Source organism: Pseudomonas sp. UBA5568, assembly GCF_002425525.1.
GTDB classification, from domain to species: Bacteria; Pseudomonadota; Gammaproteobacteria; order Pseudomonadales; family Pseudomonadaceae; genus Aquipseudomonas; species Aquipseudomonas fulva.
In genome coordinates this window covers 1-16,364 of record NZ_DIMK01000021.1, presented here as the reverse complement: position 1 = coordinate 16,364, position 16,364 = coordinate 1, and the positions used below count along the sequence as shown (strand labels likewise).

The following is a 16,364-nucleotide window of genomic DNA, read 5'->3' as shown; positions in this document are numbered from 1 at the left end:
CAGTCGCTTGAGATATCGCAGCCCATGCCCTTGTAGGCGCGGCCTTGTCGGGGCGCCGGACCGGCCCCGACAAGTTGTGCTGCGAAGCTGACATGCTGGGTCTGCTGCGCAGCCCGTCGCGGCCGGTCAGTCGCCCCGACAAGACCGCTTCTACAGAACGGTCCATGAGTGGCCTCGACAGGCGCCACAGCAGCCTCAGGATTTCGATAAGCGTCAAGTGTTGATCAGGGCTGGTCCTCTGCTAGAAGTCCACGCTAATGCCGAGGCTCACGCCTTGTTGCTTGAGCTCATCGCTCTTGCGCCAGTTGTACCCGGCACGCACATTCACGCCTGCCACCACTTCATGACTGACCCCAACGCTGGCTCGGGTCAGGTTGCTATGGGGGGTATACCCGTCGAGCGTGAAATCATTGTCCGGCAGAGCGGTGAATTTCAGGCGTACGTCCTGCTCGTCATGCTCGAACTCGTGCTCACGGGCCACCTCGCCAAATACACGGGTAGCAGGCAATACCTGCACGCTACCCAGCAGGCCCAGGCCCAGCCGTCGTGACGTGCGCTCCTGGTCATCGAACCCCAGCGCGGTCGCACGACCACTTCTTTCGTCATAGCCATCGACCTTGACCCTGGCATAGTCGGCGCTCAGGAATGGCGCCAGCTGCCAGCGGGCACTGTCCGGCGCCAGGTTATAGCCCAGTCGGCCAGACACGGCCCATGTCTCGCCCTGGGTATCGCCTTTTTCACTACGCTCGCTCACCCCCAGCGCGAAGGTGCGTTTCAGATCGTCATAATCCAGGTGCCCGACGGTCAATGCCGCATCTGCCCACCAGTGGTTCTGACGGTACTGCGCGAAGGCACTGGCCAGGTAGCTGTCGAGTGTGTAGTCCGAATCATGGCTGCCCACTTCCAGCTTCTGCCGGTACACGCCGCCAGCCAGCCCCAGCCGCCAGGCACCGTCAACCCGGTAGCTACCGCCGACGGTCAGGTTGTAACCGTGGCCGTCACCACTGGCGGCGCTGCGTTGCCCGCCGAAGTCCAGGTTTTGCGCACCAGCGGCGATGAAAGGCTGCCATTGACCAACAGCTTGCCACGGGGCCTGCCATTGGTTGCGCAGTTCATCCTGATGAGCTCTAACGCTGGCGTGGGCCATTTCGGGCAGCAGGGTGAGCTCCCAAGGGGCGGCCAGAACGGAATAGGCGTAATCGGCGATCAGTTGCTGGCCAGCAATGGTCGGGTGCACGGCGTCGTTGAACAATAACTTCGTAGGGTCTGGCGTGCTGCCATTGGCGCCGTACACCGGGTTGCCGACGCAGCTTTCGCCGCTGTAGCACGTACCGACCAGGTTCTGGTCGCTGGCCAGCCCGAACTGAGCGGGATTGGCGAGGGCCTCGCTCAGCAATAGCGGAACATTCAAGGGGATGACCTGAGCGTCGATTTGCCTGAGCTGACTGACCAGTGCCTGGTTGAAGGCACCGGACAGCAATGACAGAGGATTTTGCTGTGGCGTACCGCTGAAGTTGGGCGTCTGGCCAAGATCGGGCAACAGCCAGACCATGATGTAGCGGGCACCACCCTGTTGCAGGGCCTGAGCACTGGCGGCCAGGCGTGCGCCGGCAGCCACGGCGTCGGCTGGGCTGTTGACCAGGCCCTGCAGGAAGTCGTTGCCGCCGCCTGTCACGTAATACAGTGCATTGGGATCGGCGCGAAGGCCGGTGGCCAGATAGCCAGGTTTTTCCCGAAGCACCAGACCCGCGCCCGGGCGCCCGGGTGGGATGACCGTGCTGGAGGTGGTGGTGATGGAGTCCAGGATCTGCCGAGTGGTATAGCCCCCAACCGCCCAGTTGTTACCATCGGGCAGGCCCAGCGCCGCATTGACTGGCGATGTGGAAGGCCCAAGCGCATTGGCGTCCAAGCCCAGGCGAGCGCCCAGGATCATCGGCGACACCGGTGCATAGCTGCCATCGGCGTTGCGGTTGGTGAAGCGAAGGCCTGCGAACTGGCCGGCGTCGCTCAGGCTGTCACCGAACACGATCAATGAAGCGTATGGGTCAGGGGATGCGAATGCCTGGCCGCAGGCCAATGCCAGGGAGGCGGCGGTGACGCGCAATAACGGTACGTTGAGCATCGATAAACATCCTTTTCTTTGTTTTTATCAGGACAACCTCATCGACCTTAGCAAAACGGCGTGCATCGCACCTGATGCCATTCGTTTCCCAGTGTTTACGGGCATATTGCGCCCGTCGCCCCGGTAGGCTACTGTGCCGAGACGTATGAGCGAGACCTACCCTGTGTTGATCGTCAGCAAACTCTTGATGCGCGTTATCAAGGCCCACGCCCGTTGGCGTTGGCGCGCCTGACTTTATCCTCTGCCGGTTCGTCCGGCCCGCCCTTGTTTGCCTTCCTGTCTCAACGTCATTAGCGGCTAAGTTGCGCCTGCGACAGGTGCAGGAAGGTTCGAATCATGAAGTCAGTAGGTTCAAGAGGTTTCATTCGATGTTACTGATGATCGACAATTACGACTCATTCACTTACAACGTCGTCCAGTACCTGGGCGAGTTAGGGGCTGATGTGCGGGTCATTCGCAATGACGAAATGACCATCGCCCAGATCGAAGCCCTGGCGCCGGAGCGCATCGTCGTCTCGCCTGGGCCCTGTACGCCGAGCGAAGCCGGTGTGTCCATCGAAGCCATTCTTCATTTCGCCGGTAAATTGCCGATTCTGGGGGTGTGCCTTGGGCATCAGTCCATTGGCCACGCGTTCGGTGGCGATGTCGTGCGGGCACGCCAGGTGATGCACGGTAAGACGAGCCCGGTCCACCATCGCGACCTTGGCGTATTCAGCGGCCTGAACAACCCCGTGACCGTGACCCGCTATCATTCGCTTGTGATCAAGCGTGAGACGCTGCCTGAGTGCCTGGAAGTGACGGCCTGGACCGCACACGAAGATGGCTCGGTCGACGAGATCATGGGGGTACGGCACAAGACGTTGAATATCGAGGGCGTGCAATTTCACCCCGAGTCGATACTCACCGAGCAGGGCCATGAACTGTTCGCCAATTTCCTCCAGCAGACCGGCGGCCACCGCTAAGGAACGAATATGGATATCAAGAGCGCGCTGGGTCGCATCGTCGGCCATCTGGACCTTTCGACCGAGGAAATGCGCGGTGTGATGCGCCAGATCATGACCGGCCAATGCAGTGATGCGCAGATTGGCGCATTTCTGATGGGCATGCGCATGAAAAGTGAAAGCATCGACGAAATCGTTGGCGCGGTGTCGGTCATGCGGGAGTTGGCTGACAAGGTCGAACTCAAAACCCTGGATGGGGTAGTCGACATTGTGGGTACCGGCGGCGATGGCGCCAATATCTTCAACGTGTCTACGGCATCGGCTTTCGTCCTGGCCGCTGCCGGCTGCACCGTCGCCAAGCATGGCAACCGGGCGGTGTCCGGCAAAAGTGGCAGCGCAGACCTGCTGGAAGCTGCTGGCATCTACCTGAACCTGACACCCGTTCAAGTGGCCCGCTGCATCGACAGCCTGGGTATCGGCTTCATGTTCGCCCAGAGTCACCACAGCGCCATGAAACATGCCGCTGGGCCGCGTCGCGATCTGGGGCTCAGGACCTTGTTCAACATGCTTGGCCCGCTTACGAATCCGGCAGGTGTGAAGCATCAGGTGGTTGGCGTCTTCACCCAGGCGCTCTGCCGTCCTCTGGCCGAGGTGCTGCACCGCATGGGCAGCAAACATGTGCTGGTGGTGCATTCCAAGGATGGGCTGGACGAGTTCAGCCTGGCTGCGCCCACCTTCGTGGCTGAATTGAAAAATGGCGAGATTTCCGAGTACTGGGTTGAACCGGAAGACTTGGGCATGAAGAGCCAGAGCCTTCATGGCCTGGCGGTCGAGGACTCGCAGGCGTCTCTGGCGCTGATTCGTGATGCGCTGGGTCGACGCAAGACCGAGAACGGCCAGAAGGCCGCCGAGATGATCGTGCTCAATGCCGGTGCAGCCCTTTACGCCGCAGATCACGCCATGAGCCTGAAGGCCGGCGTTGAACTTGCCCACGACGTGCTGCACACCGGGTTGGCCTGGGAAAAACTGCAAGAGCTGGGTGCGTTTACAGCCGTATTCAAGGTGGAGAACGAAGCATGAGCGTGCCAACGGTGCTGGAAAAGATCATCGCCCGCAAGTTCGAAGAAGTGGCTGAACGCAGTGCCCGCGTAAGCCTTGCCGAACTTGAGCATTTGGCCAAGGCGGCCGACGCGCCCCGTGGTTTTGCCAACGCCATGCTGCGCCAGGCCGCGCGCAAGCAGCCAGCGGTGATCGCTGAAATCAAGAAGGCCTCTCCTAGCAAAGGTGTGATCCGGGAGCATTTCGTCCCTGCAGACATTGCCCTCAGCTACGAGAAGGGCGGCGCAACCTGCCTGTCGGTGTTAACGGACGTCGATTATTTTCAGGGGGCGGACGACTACCTCAAGCAGGCGCGAGCAGCCGTATCACTGCCGGTGATCCGCAAGGACTTCATGGTCGACCCTTATCAGATCGTCGAAGCCCGTGCCTTGGGTGCAGATTGCGTGCTGCTGATCGTGTCGGCGCTCGATGATGTGAAAATGGCCGAGCTGGCGGCCACGGCCAAGTCGGTCGGGCTCGATGTGCTGGTGGAAGTGCACGATGGTGATGAACTGGAGCGCGCGCTCAAGACGCTGGACACGCCGTTGGTGGGGGTCAACAACCGTAACCTTCACACTTTCGAAGTGAACCTGGAGGCCACGCTGGACCTGCTGCCACGCATCCCCGCGGATCGGCTCGCCATTACCGAAAGCGGCATTCTCAATCAGGCCGATGTGCAGCTGATGAAAATCAACCGCGTCTATTCATTCCTGGTGGGTGAAGCGTTCATGCGGGCTGAGAACCCGGGGATCGAGCTCCAGCGCTTGTTCTTCCCTGATCAAGTGAAAAAGACCATCCAGCAACTGGACTGAATGAACCAAGCCGGCCATGTTGCCGGCTTTTTCATGGCTGCCATTTGGCTCATGGGCGCCCCAATGCCAGTCGTACAGAGGCTGTGACGCTTACGAGGGTGGCCGCAGCCTGCGTAACTCAATTGAAGGTGAAGCAATGACTGACCAGCCTCTGGCCCTTACCGTCGAGCAAGGGCTGTCTACTGAACAGGACCTGCTGGCCGCCGTTTGCCGGGGCGAGCGCGATAACGGTGTGTTGTTCTGGCGCCCCATTGATCAGGCGCTGGTGATGCCTCGCAGGATGAGCCGGCTGGAGCACTTTGAAGCGGCGAGTTCGCAACTGGCTGGCACTGGATGGCCAGTGCTGCTGCGCGAGACCGGCGGCGAGCCTGTACCGCAGTCCCATTCGACGGTAAATATTGCCCTGGTCTATGCGGCCCCGCGCAGTGAGGGCGATCAGGGGCGTATCGAAAAAGCCTATCAGCGCTTGTGCCTGCCGCTGTGCGAGGTGCTGCAGGCGTGGGGGGGGGTCGCCTCGGTTGGCGAGATCGAGGGCGCATTCTGCGATGGCCGCTACAACGTCAACCTCAATGGCCGCAAGTTGGTAGGGACCGCTCAGCGCTGGCGCCAGAGCGTCGCAGGCAAAGGCCCGGTGGTGCTGGTGCATGGCGCATTGCTGTTGGACAACGATCGCGAGGCGATGGTAGCCGCCGTCAACCACTTCAATACGTGCTGCAACCTTGAACAGCGATGCCGCCCCGATGCCCACATCGCCCTGCATGAGGTAGTACCGGCGGCGCCGTGGTTTGCACAGCTGTCGCAAGCGTACGCGCAGGTGCTGGCTGAGGTGCCCGCAAGCTAGCGGGTGCCGTGTACCACCATGGTCTTGCCCTTGACCTGGACCAGGCTGCGCTCTTCCAGGTCCTTCAGGACGCGGCCGACCATCTCCCGTGAACAACCGACGATTCGCCCGATTTCCTGGCGGGTGATCTTGATCTGCATACCGTCTGGATGGGTCATGGCGTCGGGCTGCTTGCACAAGTCGAGCAAGCACCGGGCAACTCGGCCGGTTACATCGAAGAAAGCCAGGTCACCGACTTTGCGGGTAGTGTCGCGCAGGCGCTGGGCCATCTGGCTGCTGACGGCATAGAGCATGTCTGGCTCATGTCGTACCAGTTCGCGGAACTTGTCGTAGCTGATTTCGGCTACTTCGCATTCGGTCTTGGCCCGAACCCACGCGCTGCGATGCTGCTGCGACTCAACCGGTTCGAACAGCCCCAGCTCACCGAAGAAGTCACCGCTGTTGAGGTAGGCGATGATCATCTCATGGCCATTTTCGTCTTCGATGAGGATGGTGACCGACCCCTTGATGATGAACGACAACGTCTGCGCGCGTTCACCTGCACTGATGATGTTGCTCTTGGCGCTGTAGCGCCGGCGTTGACAGTGCACCAGCAATTTGTCGATGTTCTTGATCTTTGGGGGTAGGGCAGAGGCTACCATCGCGAAATCCTGTTCTGTGCAGTCCATGGGCATCCATGGCAGCTGGCTGGAAAAACGCCATTCGATTGGCGCCAGCTTATCAGACACTACAAAATGTTTCGGCATTAAAGCGAGTCCTTACATGCTTTTCCCACAGCGGCACAACGACTAAGCTGACACCCTTTTTGCGAAATCAGGAGTTCGGGTGATGAAGGCACGTATCCAGTGGGCCGGTGAGGCAATGTTCCTTGGCGAATCCGGCAGCGGTCACGTCGTGGTGATGGATGGCCCACCCGAAGCCGGCGGCCGAAACCTGGGCGTCAGGCCGATGGAGATGCTGTTGCTGGGCCTGGGTGGATGCAGCAGTTTCGATGTGGTCAGCATCCTGAAGAAATCGCGCCAAGCGGTGGAGAGCTGCGAAGCGTTTCTTGAGGCCGAGCGCGCAGGTGAAGACCCGAAGGTATTCACCAAGATCCACATGAATTTCGTGGTAAAGGGCCGGGGATTGAAAGAGGCGCAGGTCAAGCGTGCCGTCGAGCTTTCGGCCGAAAAATACTGTTCAGCGTCGATCATGCTCGAGCGTGCCGGGGTCGAGATCACCCATGGCTACGAGATCGTGGAACTGGGTTGAGCAAAGGGCGCGAGCTGCGTGGCGTACCGGCGACCGTCAATGGCGCAGTGCTGGCAGCGTTGCGTATAGCCAGCCTGGCAGTGCGCTTCTGACCGACTGGCTCAACGGCTCCCGGTGTTTCTGGTAAAGCAGGCCCAGCCCTATGACGCCCAGGCCGATCAAGCTGACCAACACCGGGAACAGCAATGATTCGGCAAATACGTCATACGCCAGGTACCCCAGGTAGGCGGCAACGCCAAGTGCGCCGAACACCATGAAAACGGGCCTTCGCAGCAGCACTGCCACCCCCATGAGCACAAGGTTTATCAGGCAGTAGGTGGCCTTTCCCCATTCACTGCCGCTGTCGAGCATGGTCAGCCCACCCCAGAAGGCCGCCAGACCGGCAAGATAGCCCCAGTGGGCATAATCATGCCGTGTTCTGCCATCGACCAGCAGAAACACCAGCAAGGTCGCCAACCCGAACCACAGGGATACCTCCCGGCGTTGTTCCCAACTGAATGGCGCGCCGACTACCCACTCGGTAAGGTCCATCGACATGAACCACAGGGCAACGGCAATGGGCATGACGATAAACGGGTAGGGAACTAGGCGGAGCATCACCACACCTGCAAGAACGGTAGCGGCCTCCATGGCCAGCCAACCGCCTTGTACCTGGGTGTAGTACTGGTGGTAATCGGCTTGCACGTCATCGAGCGGCCACCAACCGAGCAATCGCTCCAGTGCGAAAACGGCCAGTGGCACGATACTGACCGCGGCTGCGGCCAGTACGCCGGCCGCAACGGGTTGTTTACGCTTCTGAAGGCTGAGTGCGACCAGGGTCAGCAACCCGATGTAGGCACTGGCCACGGCCAGCAACGCGGTGTCGCCGATGCGTAGCCATGCTTCATTGAGCAGCCAGCCCATGGCCCCCATGACCAGCAGTGCGCCGAAGTAGAACGCGCCATGGGCCAGCTGCAGGCTGCCCGTCGCACTATGCCGCTGGCTGAGAAAGGCTTGCAGGGCCTGTTCCTGGTCTGGCTGGAGAATCCCCGCCTCGACCGCTCGCGCCAGGTCCTTGGCGTCGAAACGTGTTGTCATGGCGAGCCTTCAGATGCGATAGGTGCTCTTTGTCATGACCTTGGCCAGCAGGCTCATGCCAAAACGCACAGGCGCAGGGAAGCGGTAGCCACCGGCTTGCAGTGCCGCATCGGCGTGCTGTTCTTCGTCGACGCGCATCTGCTCGAGGATGGCCCGGGATTTTTCATCTTCGGCAGGGATCTGCACCAGGTGCTCATCCAGGTGCTTGCAGACCTGGTGCTCGGTGGCTGCCACGAAGCCCAGGCTCACCTTGTCACTCACCAGCCCGGCAAAAGCGCCAATGCCGAATGACATGCCGTAGAACAGCGGGTTCAGGACGCTGGGGTGGCTGTTGAGTTGACGGATCCGTTGTTCGCACCAGGCCAGATGATCGATTTCCTCATCCGCAGCGCGCTCCATGGCCTTGCGCACTGACGGCAGCTTGGCCGTCAAGGCCTGGCCTTGATAAAGCGCCTGGGCGCAGACTTCGCCGGTGTGGTTGATGCGCATCAGCCCTGCCACGTGGCGTGCCTGCCGATCTTCGAGTTCGACGGCGGGTTTGACGATGGCCGGGGACGGGCGAGAGGGTTGGCCGCTGAACGGCAGCAAGGTGCGCATGGCGGTGTCGGCCTGCAGCAACAAGCGGTCGAGCGGGGAATAGTGACGTTCGGTAGCCATCGGGCACCTCCGCAAGAATGTGCCCGACAGTTTAACCCAATCGCGCTCGAGTCGCTTGCGGTGGATCAGCCCGGTGGCCAGTTCATCTGGCGCTGGCCGAGCACGTGCATGTGAATGTGGTAGACCGTCTGGCCACCTTGTTCATTGCAGTTCATGACCACGCGAAAGCCTTCCTCGCAGCCCAGCTCCCTGGCCAGGCGCTGGGCCGTGAACAGAATGTGCCCAGCCAGGCCCTTGTCTTCTTCGGTCAGGTCGTTGAGGGTGCGGATGTGCTTTTTCGGAATGACCAGAAAATGCACCGGGGCCTGGGGGGCGATGTCGTGAAATGCCAGAACCTGGTCATCTTCGTAGATGATCTTCGCTGGGATCTCTCGGTTGATGATCTTGAGGAATAAATCGTCCACAGCACTTGCTCCATGGTGAGGGTCCGGGCCGAGTGTACTCAGGCCGGAGCCGCTCGCCCAGCGACTATTCCATACCGGCTGGGCAATAACGCCGGTGAATCACACCTGCCAGCTTGCGCACCAGCCAGTTCGGCAGCAGCCGCGGGGCGATCGCCAGCCAGCGATTGCGTCGCCCCGGCAGGATCAGGGCGCGGTTGCGGGCGAGCGCGCGAACGGTGTACAGCGCCACTTCCTCGGGGCTGAGGCAGCGGCTTTTGCCTTCGAGCCGGGCTATGCGGCGCCGTGAGGAACGTACCGGTCCCGGGCACAGCACGGAGACCTTGATGCCTGTGGGTTTGAGTTCTTCGCGCAGGGCCTGGGAGAAATTCATCACGTAGGCCTTGCTGGCGGCATAGGTGGCCATCCAGGGCCCAGGGGCCACACCGGCCAGCCCGGCAACGTTGAGGATCTGGCCGCCGCCCTGTACCGCCATCAGATTGCCGATGGCATGACACAAGCGGCTCAGCGCCAGCACATTGACTTCGAGCAGGTCCTGTTCGTCGGCCCATTCATGGGCCAGGAATGGCCCGTAGGTGCGGTGACCGGCGCAGTTGACCAGCAAATCGATGCGTCGCTCGCCTTCTTCGAGCTCGAGAACGAACCCCGACAGCCTCAGCGGTTGGCTCAGATCGCACGCACGCAACAGCACCTCGACGCCGAAACGCTGGGCAAGCTCGATGGCGACCGGCTCCAGCCTTTCACGGTGGCGTGCGACCAGGATCAGGTTGCGCCCGCGCCGTGCCAGGGCCTCCGCCAGGGCCAGGCCCAGGCCGGTGGAAGCGCCGGTGATCATGGCGTAACGGGTCATGCAGGGCTCCTGGGGCCGAAGAGGGCATCTAGTGTACAGCTTGGCAGTGGTGGATGCTGCGTTTTGCTGGGCCGCCCAAGCCTGGGAATGAGCCGCTGCAGGGCCTGTCAGTGGCGCTTATGCCGATCGGCCGCTAGCGCTGCACCGCCCAGTGCTGGGCAACACCCTCAGAACGGTTTGACCACCACCAGGATGACGACCGCCAGCAGGATCAGCACAGGTACCTCGTTGAACCAGCGATAGTAGACATGGCTGCGGGTGTTGGTGCCGGCAGCGAAGCGTTTGCGCTGGGCGCCACACACGTGGTGATAGCCGGTCAGCAGAAGCACCAGGGTGAGTTTGGCGTGCAGCCAACCCTGGCTCAGCCACCCAGGCGTGAGGTAGAGCATCCAGGCACCGAATACGTAGGTGGCGATCATCGCCGGGTTCATGATGCCTCGGTACAACTTGCGCTCCATGGTCACGAACCGGTCCTGGCTGATGCTGTCCTGGCTCTGGGCATGGTAGACGAACAGCCGTGGCAAGTAGAACAGGCCGGCGAACCAGCATACGACGCTGACAATGTGCAGCGCTTTGATCCATAGGTAGAGCATCGGGGCATTCCTTCAGGTATTCACGGTCGTCAGATAGTAGTGCCCAGGCGCCCTCAGGGACACCTGAAGTGTTGTGACAGACGCATCACGCCCCTATCATCGTGCGTTTTCCAGACGGCTCGTTGATAAGGGGCAAGCGTTATGATCAAGGTCGGTATCGTCGGCGGCACGGGTTACACCGGCGTCGAACTGTTGCGTCTGCTGGCTCAGCACCCACAGGCCGAGGTGGCGGTCATCACGTCGCGCTCAGAAGCGGGTGTAGCAGTGGCCGACATGTACCCGAACCTGCGCGGCCATTACGACGGCCTGGCATTCAGCGTGCCCGACAGCAAAGCGCTGGGCGCGTGTGACGTGGTGTTTTTCGCCACCCCTCATGGTGTCGCTCATGCCTTGGCGGGCGAGCTTCTGGCCGCGGGCACCAAGGTCATCGACCTGTCGGCCGACTTCCGCCTGCAGGACGCAGTTGAATGGGCCAAGTGGTACGGCCAGCCTCACGGCGCGCCTGATCTGCTCGACGGTGCCGTGTATGGTTTGCCCGAGGTCAACCGCGACAAGATCCGCCAGGCACGACTGATCGCGGTTCCGGGTTGCTACCCAACCGCCACTCAACTGGGTTTCCTGCCGTTGCTGGAAGCTGGCTTGGCCGATGCGTCGCGCTTGATCGCCGACTGCAAGTCCGGTGTCAGCGGTGCCGGACGTGGTGCGGCCGTGGGGTCGCTGTTCTGTGAAGCCGGTGAGAGCATGAAGGCCTACGCGGTCAAAGGGCATCGTCACCTTCCGGAAATCAGCCAGGGCCTGCGTCTGGCTGCGGGCAAGGACATTGGGCTGACCTTCGTCCCTCACCTGACGCCGATGATCCGCGGCATTCATGCCACCTTGTATGCGACCGTCGCCGACACATCGGTCAATCTTCAGGCGCTGTACGAGAAGCGCTACGCCAACGAGCCCTTCGTGGACGTGATGCCCGCGGGTAGCCACCCCGAGACCCGCAGCGTGCGCGGCGCCAACGTCTGCCGCATCGCTGTTCATCGTCCGCAAGGCGGTGACCTGGTCGTGGTGCTGTCGGTCATCGACAACCTGGTCAAAGGCGCTTCCGGGCAGGCCGTGCAGAACCTGAACATCGTGTTCGGGCTCGATGAGCGGATGGGGCTGAGCCATGCCGGCCTGTTGCCGTGAGCTGAAGAAGGCGTGCGGCAGGCTGCACTGATTCGCGACCTGCCCGTCGCCTATTGTTGACCGATTTTCTCGGGAAAGCGGATAATGGCCGTCATCGAGTTTTATGACGGCCACCGCGCCGGGAGAATCAACATGAGCGTCGAAACCTTCACCCCTACGGTTTTGGAATTTACCCACGGTGCTGCGCTGAAGGTGAAGAACCTGGTGTCCGAAGAGGGCAATGACCGGCTGAAACTGCGTGTATTCGTCACCGGTGGCGGTTGCTCGGGTTTCCAGTATGGCTTCACGTTCGATGAAGAAGTGGCCGATGACGACACCATCGTTGAGCGCGAGGGTGTTTCGCTGGTCGTGGACCCGATGAGCTTCCAGTACCTGGCCGGTGCCGAAGTGGATTACCAGGAAGGCCTGGAAGGCTCACGCTTCATCATCAAGAACCCTAACGCCGCCACTACCTGTGGCTGTGGCTCTTCGTTCTCGATCTGACGACATGCCCTCGTCAAGACGCCGCGCTCAAGCGCGGCGTTTTTCGTTGGGCAGGTCAATGGCTCAAGCCGGATAGATGGCGCCCAGAATACGCAGGCCTTTGGCCGCTGTAACGCTGGGACGGTTGGCAGGTATGCCTTCGAGGCAGCAATGCGCCAGCCAGGCGAACGCCATGGCCTCGACCCAGTCAGGGTCTACTCCCTGTTCAGCGGTGCTGGACACCTTCACGCCAGGCAGGCCTGCTGCAAGGCGAGCCATCAAGGCGCCATTGTGCGCGCCGCCCCCACACACCAAAAGGATCCTGGTGCCCTGCTGTGCGGTGCTCAGCGAATCGATGATGCTTTGTGCACTGACCTCCAGCAGCGTTGCCTGGACGTCTTCGTCGCGATAAGCAGGCAGGGCAGCGAGGTGGCTGTCCAGCCAGCGCAGGTTGAAGACTTCGCGGCCTGTACTCTTGGGCCCACTGCCGGCGAAGAATGGGTCGGCCATGAGAGAGGCCAGCAGGGCAGGTTGCACAGCCCCACAGGCCGCCCAGGCGCCGTCGGCATCGTATGCCTGGCCGCGCTTGCGCTCGATCCAGGCGTCCATCAGGACATTGCCCGGGCCGCAATCGAAACCTCGGACCGGTTTGTCCTTGGCAATCAGGCTGAGGTTGCTGAAACCGCCTACGTTCAGGATGGCCAACGGCTGTTCGAGATGGCCGAACAGCGTTTCGTGGAACGCTGGGACGAGCGGCGCGCCCTGACCGCCGGCTGCTACGTCACGGCGACGAAAGTCAGCCACGACCGTGATGCCTGACAGCTCCGCCAGGAGCGCCGGATTGCCGATCTGCACGGTGAAACCTCGGGCAGGCTCATGGCGAATGGTCTGGCCATGGCTGCCGATGGCGCGAATGTCGGTGGGCTGCAAGGCGTGGTGGTCGAGCAAATCGAGTATGCCTTGCGCTGCCACCGCCGCCCACGCGTTTTCAGCGAGGGCGACCCGCGCCACTTCATCCGGCCCAGATGTGCACAGGTCAAGCAGCGCTTGTCGCAATTCCGTTGGCATGGGCAGGTAATGGGTGGCGAGCAGTTCGACGTGCTCGCCTTGCTCGATCAGGGCGATGTCCAGTCCATCCAGGCTGGTCCCTGACATCACGCCTAGGTAGAGGCCCATGGGCTCACCGTTTGTTCATGGCAAGTAGCGTGGCTTTTTCCTGATCCATGCGTGCGATCAGCGGCTGGCTTTGCTGCAGGAAGCGCTGGCGCTCGTTCTTGGCGATCGGGTCGGACATCGGCACTTTCTGGCTCAGCGGGTCGACGTGCACGCCGTTGACCTGGAACTCGTAGTGCAGGTGAGGCCCGGTAGAAAGCCCCGTGGTCCCGATATAACCGATGATCTGGCCCTGCTTGACCGAACCCCCGGTTTTGATGCCCTTGGCAAAGCCCTGCATATGACCGTACAAGGTCTTGTACCGATTGCCGTGCTGGATGATCACCGTATTGCCGTAGCCGCCGCGCCGGCCGGCCAGCTCGATGCGGCCATCACCCGCAGCCTTGATGGGCGTGCCTCGCGGGGCTGCATAATCCACCCCCTTGTGGGCGCGGATCTTGTTCAGAATCGGGTGCTTGCGCCCGGCAGAGAAGCGAGAGCTGATGCGCGCAAAATCCACGGGTGTGCGAATGAAGGCCTTGCGCAGGCTGTTGCCATCGGCCGTGTAGTAGCTGGTGTTGCCTTGCTTGTTGGTATAACGCACGGCCGTGTAGGTTTTGCCGCGGTTGGTGAAGCGCGCCGAGAGGATATTGCCGGTGCCGACCACTTTGCCGTCCATCACCTTCTGCTCATAAACCACGTCGAACTCGTCACCTTGGCGAATATCCTGGGCGAAGTCGATGTCGTATCCCAGCACCTTGGCCATGTCCATGGTCAGGCTGTGGGACAACCCGGCGCGCTGTGCCGATGCGGAGAGCGAGCTCTTGATGACGCCATGGGCGTAGGCAGTGCGCACCACGGGTTTGCTGATTTCACGATTGAAGGTGTAGCCCTTGGCCGTCTTGGTCAGGCGGATGGTTTCCAGGTTGCCGACCTTGCTGTGCAAGCTGGCCAGCTGGCCTTGCTTGTCCAATTCGAACTGCAGGACCTGGCCGTGCTTGAGCTGGCTGAACTGCTTGGCCTGCTTGCTGCTGGCAAGAATGTCGTGGACGGCATTGGCCGGCAGTCCGACCTTGGCGAACAGCGTTGACAAGGTATCCCCGCTGGCGACGGTGACTTCCCGGTGGGCAGGGTCCTTGGCGGGCTGTGCGGCAGCTTCTGCCGGAGGGGTTTGCTGTTCGGCTTTCTGGGTGGATGCGGCCGCCTCATCGATCTGCGCAAACGGCGAGCCCTGCTCGCCGGATGCCTGCACCAGCGGCGCGGAGCGGGATTCGTCTTTCAGTTGCTCGGCTGGGGTTTCCAGCTCGAGGTTGAGGGTGGTTTTTTTGGCTTCCACGTCGCTGGATGGGAATACCAGCAATGCCAGGCTAAGCAGGGCGGCAATGCCGCTGGCGGCCAACAGGTGTGTTTTCGGATAAAGCGGAGGCGCTTTAGGCGGTTCGTTGGTCATGGGTAAGGAGACTTTGAAAAAGGTGAAATGGAATAGATGAATGACATGATGAAGATGAAATAACTGTATAAAATATAACCAAAACCATTTTCACGCAAGGGCGCGTAGACGCTGCGAGCACGTCCCCAGGTCACATTCCTTTGCAAAACTTGTATTTGACGGCCGATCTTGTATGGTTGGCTCCCCCTGAATCTGAGCCTTGCGGGTTTGTCTATGAAGTCGGTTGAAGAGCAGCTGGCGCTTATCAAGCGCGGTGCGGAAGAAGTACTGGTGGAGTCCGAGCTGGTTGAAAAACTCAAGCGTGGTCAGCCCTTGCGCATCAAGGCCGGTTTCGACCCTACCGCACCTGACCTTCATCTCGGTCACACGGTACTGATTAACAAGCTGCGCCAGTTCCAGGAATTGGGGCATACCGTGGTGTTCCTGATTGGTGACTTCACCGGCATGATCGGCGACCCCAGTGGCAAGAGTGCCACGCGTCCGCCACTGACCCGTGAGCAGGTGCTGGACAATGCCGAGACCTATAAACAGCAGGTCTTCAAGATTCTCGATCCGGCCAAGACCGAGGTCGCGTTCAATTCCACCTGGATGGATGCACTGACGCCCGCCGACTTCATCCGTCTGGCGTCGCAGTACACGGTCGCCCGTATGCTGGAGCGTGACGATTTCGACAAGCGCTATACCACCAATCAACCCATCGCCATTCATGAGTTCCTCTATCCGTTGGTGCAGGGCTATGACTCGGTCGCGCTCAAGGCGGATGTCGAGCTGGGCGGTACCGACCAGAAGTTCAACCTGCTCATGGGGCGCGAATTGCAGCGTGCCTACGGTCAGGAAGCTCAGAGCGTCGTGACCATGCCCCTGCTTGAAGGGCTTGATGGCGTCAAGAAGATGTCCAAGTCCCTGGGTAATTATGTCGGCATCCAGGAAGCGCCGGGTGTGATGTACAGCAAGCTCGTGTCGATTCCGGACACCTTGATGTGGCGTTACTTCGAGCTGCTGAGCTTCCGCTCCATGGAGGAGATCGATCAGCTGCGTATGGATGTGGCCAATGGGGCGAACCCTCGGGACATCAAGATCCAGCTGGCGGAGGAGATCGTGGCGCGGTTCCATGGGGAAGAAGCCGCAGCCAACGCTCATCGTGGCGCCGGTAATCGTATGAAGGAAGGCGAGTTGCCGGAAGACCTGCCCGAAATCGAAGTGACTGCAACCGAGGCGCTGCCGATTGCTGCAGTGCTCAACCGTGCCGGGCTGGTCAAGAACTCGGCGCAGGCGCGGGACCTGCTGGGCAGTGGGGCTGTGAAGGTCGATGGCGTCGTGGTTGACCGTGAGTTTGTAGTGGCACTGGGTGCGACCCATGTCTGCCAGGCGGGTAAGAAGTCGTTTGCGCGCGTAACGCTCAAAGCAGAGTAAGACGTTCGTTGTGCGTCTCTATATAAGCGGGGGAGGCCGAAGGGCGTCCCCCGCTTTGCTTTTGATTT

17 protein-coding genes are annotated in these 16,364 nt (G+C 61.0%); 8 read left to right on the top strand and 9 right to left on the bottom strand.

Annotation, left to right across the window (positions count from 1 at the left end; all coding sequences use genetic code 11):
• Positions 1 to 241 precede the first annotated feature (241 nt).
• Positions 242 to 2,122, bottom strand: coding sequence for an esterase EstP (gene estP / locus B2S33_RS06245; RefSeq protein ID WP_288650069.1), 1,881 nt, complete (start codon positions 2,120 to 2,122; stop codon positions 242 to 244).
• A 368-nt stretch (positions 2,123 to 2,490) separates the two neighbouring features.
• On the opposite strand from estP, the gene B2S33_RS06240 reads away from it, so the two are divergent.
• The 4 genes from B2S33_RS06240 to B2S33_RS06225 all read left to right on the top strand — a co-directional run bounded on the left by B2S33_RS06240 (position 2,491) and on the right by B2S33_RS06225 (position 5,814).
• Positions 2,491 to 3,084 carry an aminodeoxychorismate/anthranilate synthase component II gene (locus B2S33_RS06240; protein WP_288650068.1) on the top strand — a complete coding sequence of 198 codons (594 nt, stop codon included), beginning with the start codon at positions 2,491 to 2,493 and terminating at the stop codon, positions 3,082 to 3,084.
• A 9-nt stretch (positions 3,085 to 3,093) separates the two neighbouring features.
• Entirely contained in the window at positions 3,094 to 4,143 is a 1,050-nt protein-coding gene (gene trpD, locus B2S33_RS06235) for an anthranilate phosphoribosyltransferase (protein ID WP_145278973.1), read from the top strand.
• Positions 4,140 to 4,973, top strand: a complete 834-nt coding sequence (gene trpC / locus B2S33_RS06230) for an indole-3-glycerol phosphate synthase TrpC (protein ID WP_145278974.1) — start codon at positions 4,140 to 4,142, stop codon at positions 4,971 to 4,973. The genes trpD and trpC overlap by 4 nt, the downstream gene beginning before the upstream one ends.
• A 136-nt stretch (positions 4,974 to 5,109) precedes the next feature.
• Complete coding sequence (locus B2S33_RS06225) at positions 5,110 to 5,814, top strand: lipoate--protein ligase family protein (RefSeq protein WP_110607510.1); 705 nt, start codon at positions 5,110 to 5,112, stop codon at positions 5,812 to 5,814.
• On the opposite strand, the gene crp is transcribed toward B2S33_RS06225, so the two are convergent.
• Complete coding sequence (crp, locus tag B2S33_RS06220; protein ID WP_145278976.1) at positions 5,811 to 6,455, bottom strand: cAMP-activated global transcriptional regulator CRP; 645 nt, start codon at positions 6,453 to 6,455, stop codon at positions 5,811 to 5,813. The genes B2S33_RS06225 and crp overlap by 4 nt on opposite strands.
• 187 nt (positions 6,456 to 6,642) lie before the next feature.
• Here crp and B2S33_RS06215 point away from each other — a divergent pair, with 187 nt between their 5' ends.
• Entirely contained in the window at positions 6,643 to 7,065 is a 423-nt protein-coding gene (locus B2S33_RS06215; protein ID WP_023532673.1) for an OsmC family protein, read from the top strand.
• A gap of 36 nt (positions 7,066 to 7,101) precedes the next feature.
• Here the strand turns inward: B2S33_RS06215 and B2S33_RS06210 are convergent, their stop codons facing one another.
• The 5 genes from B2S33_RS06210 to hemJ form a co-directional block, all read right to left on the bottom strand.
• Positions 7,102 to 8,142 (bottom strand): DUF2157 domain-containing protein, encoded by a 1,041-nt coding sequence (locus B2S33_RS06210; RefSeq protein WP_280077609.1) that lies wholly within the window; start codon positions 8,140 to 8,142, stop codon positions 7,102 to 7,104.
• A 9-nt stretch (positions 8,143 to 8,151) separates the two neighbouring features.
• Positions 8,152 to 8,799 (bottom strand): 2-polyprenyl-3-methyl-6-methoxy-1,4-benzoquinone monooxygenase, encoded by a 648-nt coding sequence (gene coq7 / locus B2S33_RS06205; protein WP_027913650.1) that lies wholly within the window; start codon positions 8,797 to 8,799, stop codon positions 8,152 to 8,154.
• Between the two features lie 65 nt (positions 8,800 to 8,864).
• Positions 8,865 to 9,203, bottom strand: a complete 339-nt coding sequence (locus B2S33_RS06200; RefSeq protein WP_058603062.1) for a histidine triad nucleotide-binding protein — start codon at positions 9,201 to 9,203, stop codon at positions 8,865 to 8,867.
• Between the two features lie 64 nt (positions 9,204 to 9,267).
• Complete coding sequence (locus B2S33_RS06195; protein ID WP_288650067.1) at positions 9,268 to 10,050, bottom strand: SDR family NAD(P)-dependent oxidoreductase; 783 nt, start codon at positions 10,048 to 10,050, stop codon at positions 9,268 to 9,270.
• A 167-nt stretch (positions 10,051 to 10,217) separates the two neighbouring features.
• Positions 10,218 to 10,643, bottom strand: a complete 426-nt coding sequence (gene hemJ, locus B2S33_RS06190; RefSeq protein WP_023532455.1) for a protoporphyrinogen oxidase HemJ — start codon at positions 10,641 to 10,643, stop codon at positions 10,218 to 10,220.
• A 141-nt stretch (positions 10,644 to 10,784) separates the two neighbouring features.
• Here hemJ and argC point away from each other — a divergent pair, with 141 nt between their 5' ends.
• A complete protein-coding gene (gene argC / locus B2S33_RS06185) occupies positions 10,785 to 11,819 on the top strand; it encodes an N-acetyl-gamma-glutamyl-phosphate reductase (RefSeq protein ID WP_288650066.1) in 1,035 nt (344 codons plus the stop codon).
• A gap of 132 nt (positions 11,820 to 11,951) precedes the next feature.
• Entirely contained in the window at positions 11,952 to 12,302 is a 351-nt protein-coding gene (gene erpA, locus B2S33_RS06180; protein ID WP_023532751.1) for an iron-sulfur cluster insertion protein ErpA, read from the top strand.
• Positions 12,303 to 12,365: 63 nt separating this feature from the next.
• Here the strand turns inward: erpA and B2S33_RS06175 are convergent, their stop codons facing one another.
• Together B2S33_RS06175 and B2S33_RS06170 are read right to left on the bottom strand one after the other, a co-directional pair.
• A complete protein-coding gene (locus B2S33_RS06175; RefSeq protein WP_288650065.1) occupies positions 12,366 to 13,457 on the bottom strand; it encodes an anhydro-N-acetylmuramic acid kinase in 1,092 nt (363 codons plus the stop codon).
• A 4-nt stretch (positions 13,458 to 13,461) separates the two neighbouring features.
• Complete coding sequence (locus tag B2S33_RS06170; RefSeq protein ID WP_145278980.1) at positions 13,462 to 14,883, bottom strand: peptidoglycan DD-metalloendopeptidase family protein; 1,422 nt, start codon at positions 14,881 to 14,883, stop codon at positions 13,462 to 13,464.
• 213 nt (positions 14,884 to 15,096) lie between these two features.
• Between B2S33_RS06170 and tyrS the strand changes: the two genes are divergently transcribed.
• Positions 15,097 to 16,296, top strand: a complete 1,200-nt coding sequence (gene tyrS, locus B2S33_RS06165; RefSeq protein WP_027913656.1) for a tyrosine--tRNA ligase — start codon at positions 15,097 to 15,099, stop codon at positions 16,294 to 16,296.
• Positions 16,297 to 16,364 lie beyond the last annotated feature (68 nt).

Excerpts from the sequence above, each read along its gene's own strand:
- erpA (WP_023532751.1), top strand. The coding sequence starts at position 11,952 with ATGAGCGTCGAAACCTTCACCCCTACGGTTTTGGAATTTACCCACGGT.
- hemJ (WP_023532455.1), bottom strand. The coding sequence starts at position 10,643 with ATGCTCTACCTATGGATCAAAGCGCTGCACATTGTCAGCGTCGTATGC.
- B2S33_RS06215 (WP_023532673.1), top strand. The coding sequence starts at position 6,643 with ATGAAGGCACGTATCCAGTGGGCCGGTGAGGCAATGTTCCTTGGCGAA.
- coq7 (WP_027913650.1), bottom strand. The coding sequence starts at position 8,799 with ATGGCTACCGAACGTCACTATTCCCCGCTCGACCGCTTGTTGCTGCAG.
- argC (WP_288650066.1), top strand. The coding sequence starts at position 10,785 with ATGATCAAGGTCGGTATCGTCGGCGGCACGGGTTACACCGGCGTCGAA.
- B2S33_RS06240 (WP_288650068.1), top strand. The coding sequence starts at position 2,491 with ATGTTACTGATGATCGACAATTACGACTCATTCACTTACAACGTCGTC.
- estP (WP_288650069.1), bottom strand. The coding sequence starts at position 2,122 with ATGCTCAACGTACCGTTATTGCGCGTCACCGCCGCCTCCCTGGCATTG.
- B2S33_RS06170 (WP_145278980.1), bottom strand. The coding sequence starts at position 14,883 with ATGACCAACGAACCGCCTAAAGCGCCTCCGCTTTATCCGAAAACACAC.
- trpC (WP_145278974.1), top strand. The coding sequence starts at position 4,140 with ATGAGCGTGCCAACGGTGCTGGAAAAGATCATCGCCCGCAAGTTCGAA.
- crp (WP_145278976.1), bottom strand. The coding sequence starts at position 6,455 with ATGGTAGCCTCTGCCCTACCCCCAAAGATCAAGAACATCGACAAATTG.
- tyrS (WP_027913656.1), top strand. The coding sequence starts at position 15,097 with ATGAAGTCGGTTGAAGAGCAGCTGGCGCTTATCAAGCGCGGTGCGGAA.
- B2S33_RS06225 (WP_110607510.1), top strand. The coding sequence starts at position 5,110 with ATGACTGACCAGCCTCTGGCCCTTACCGTCGAGCAAGGGCTGTCTACT.
- B2S33_RS06175 (WP_288650065.1), bottom strand. The coding sequence starts at position 13,457 with ATGGGCCTCTACCTAGGCGTGATGTCAGGGACCAGCCTGGATGGACTG.
- B2S33_RS06195 (WP_288650067.1), bottom strand. The coding sequence starts at position 10,050 with ATGACCCGTTACGCCATGATCACCGGCGCTTCCACCGGCCTGGGCCTG.
- trpD (WP_145278973.1), top strand. The coding sequence starts at position 3,094 with ATGGATATCAAGAGCGCGCTGGGTCGCATCGTCGGCCATCTGGACCTT.
- B2S33_RS06210 (WP_280077609.1), bottom strand. The coding sequence starts at position 8,142 with ATGACAACACGTTTCGACGCCAAGGACCTGGCGCGAGCGGTCGAGGCG.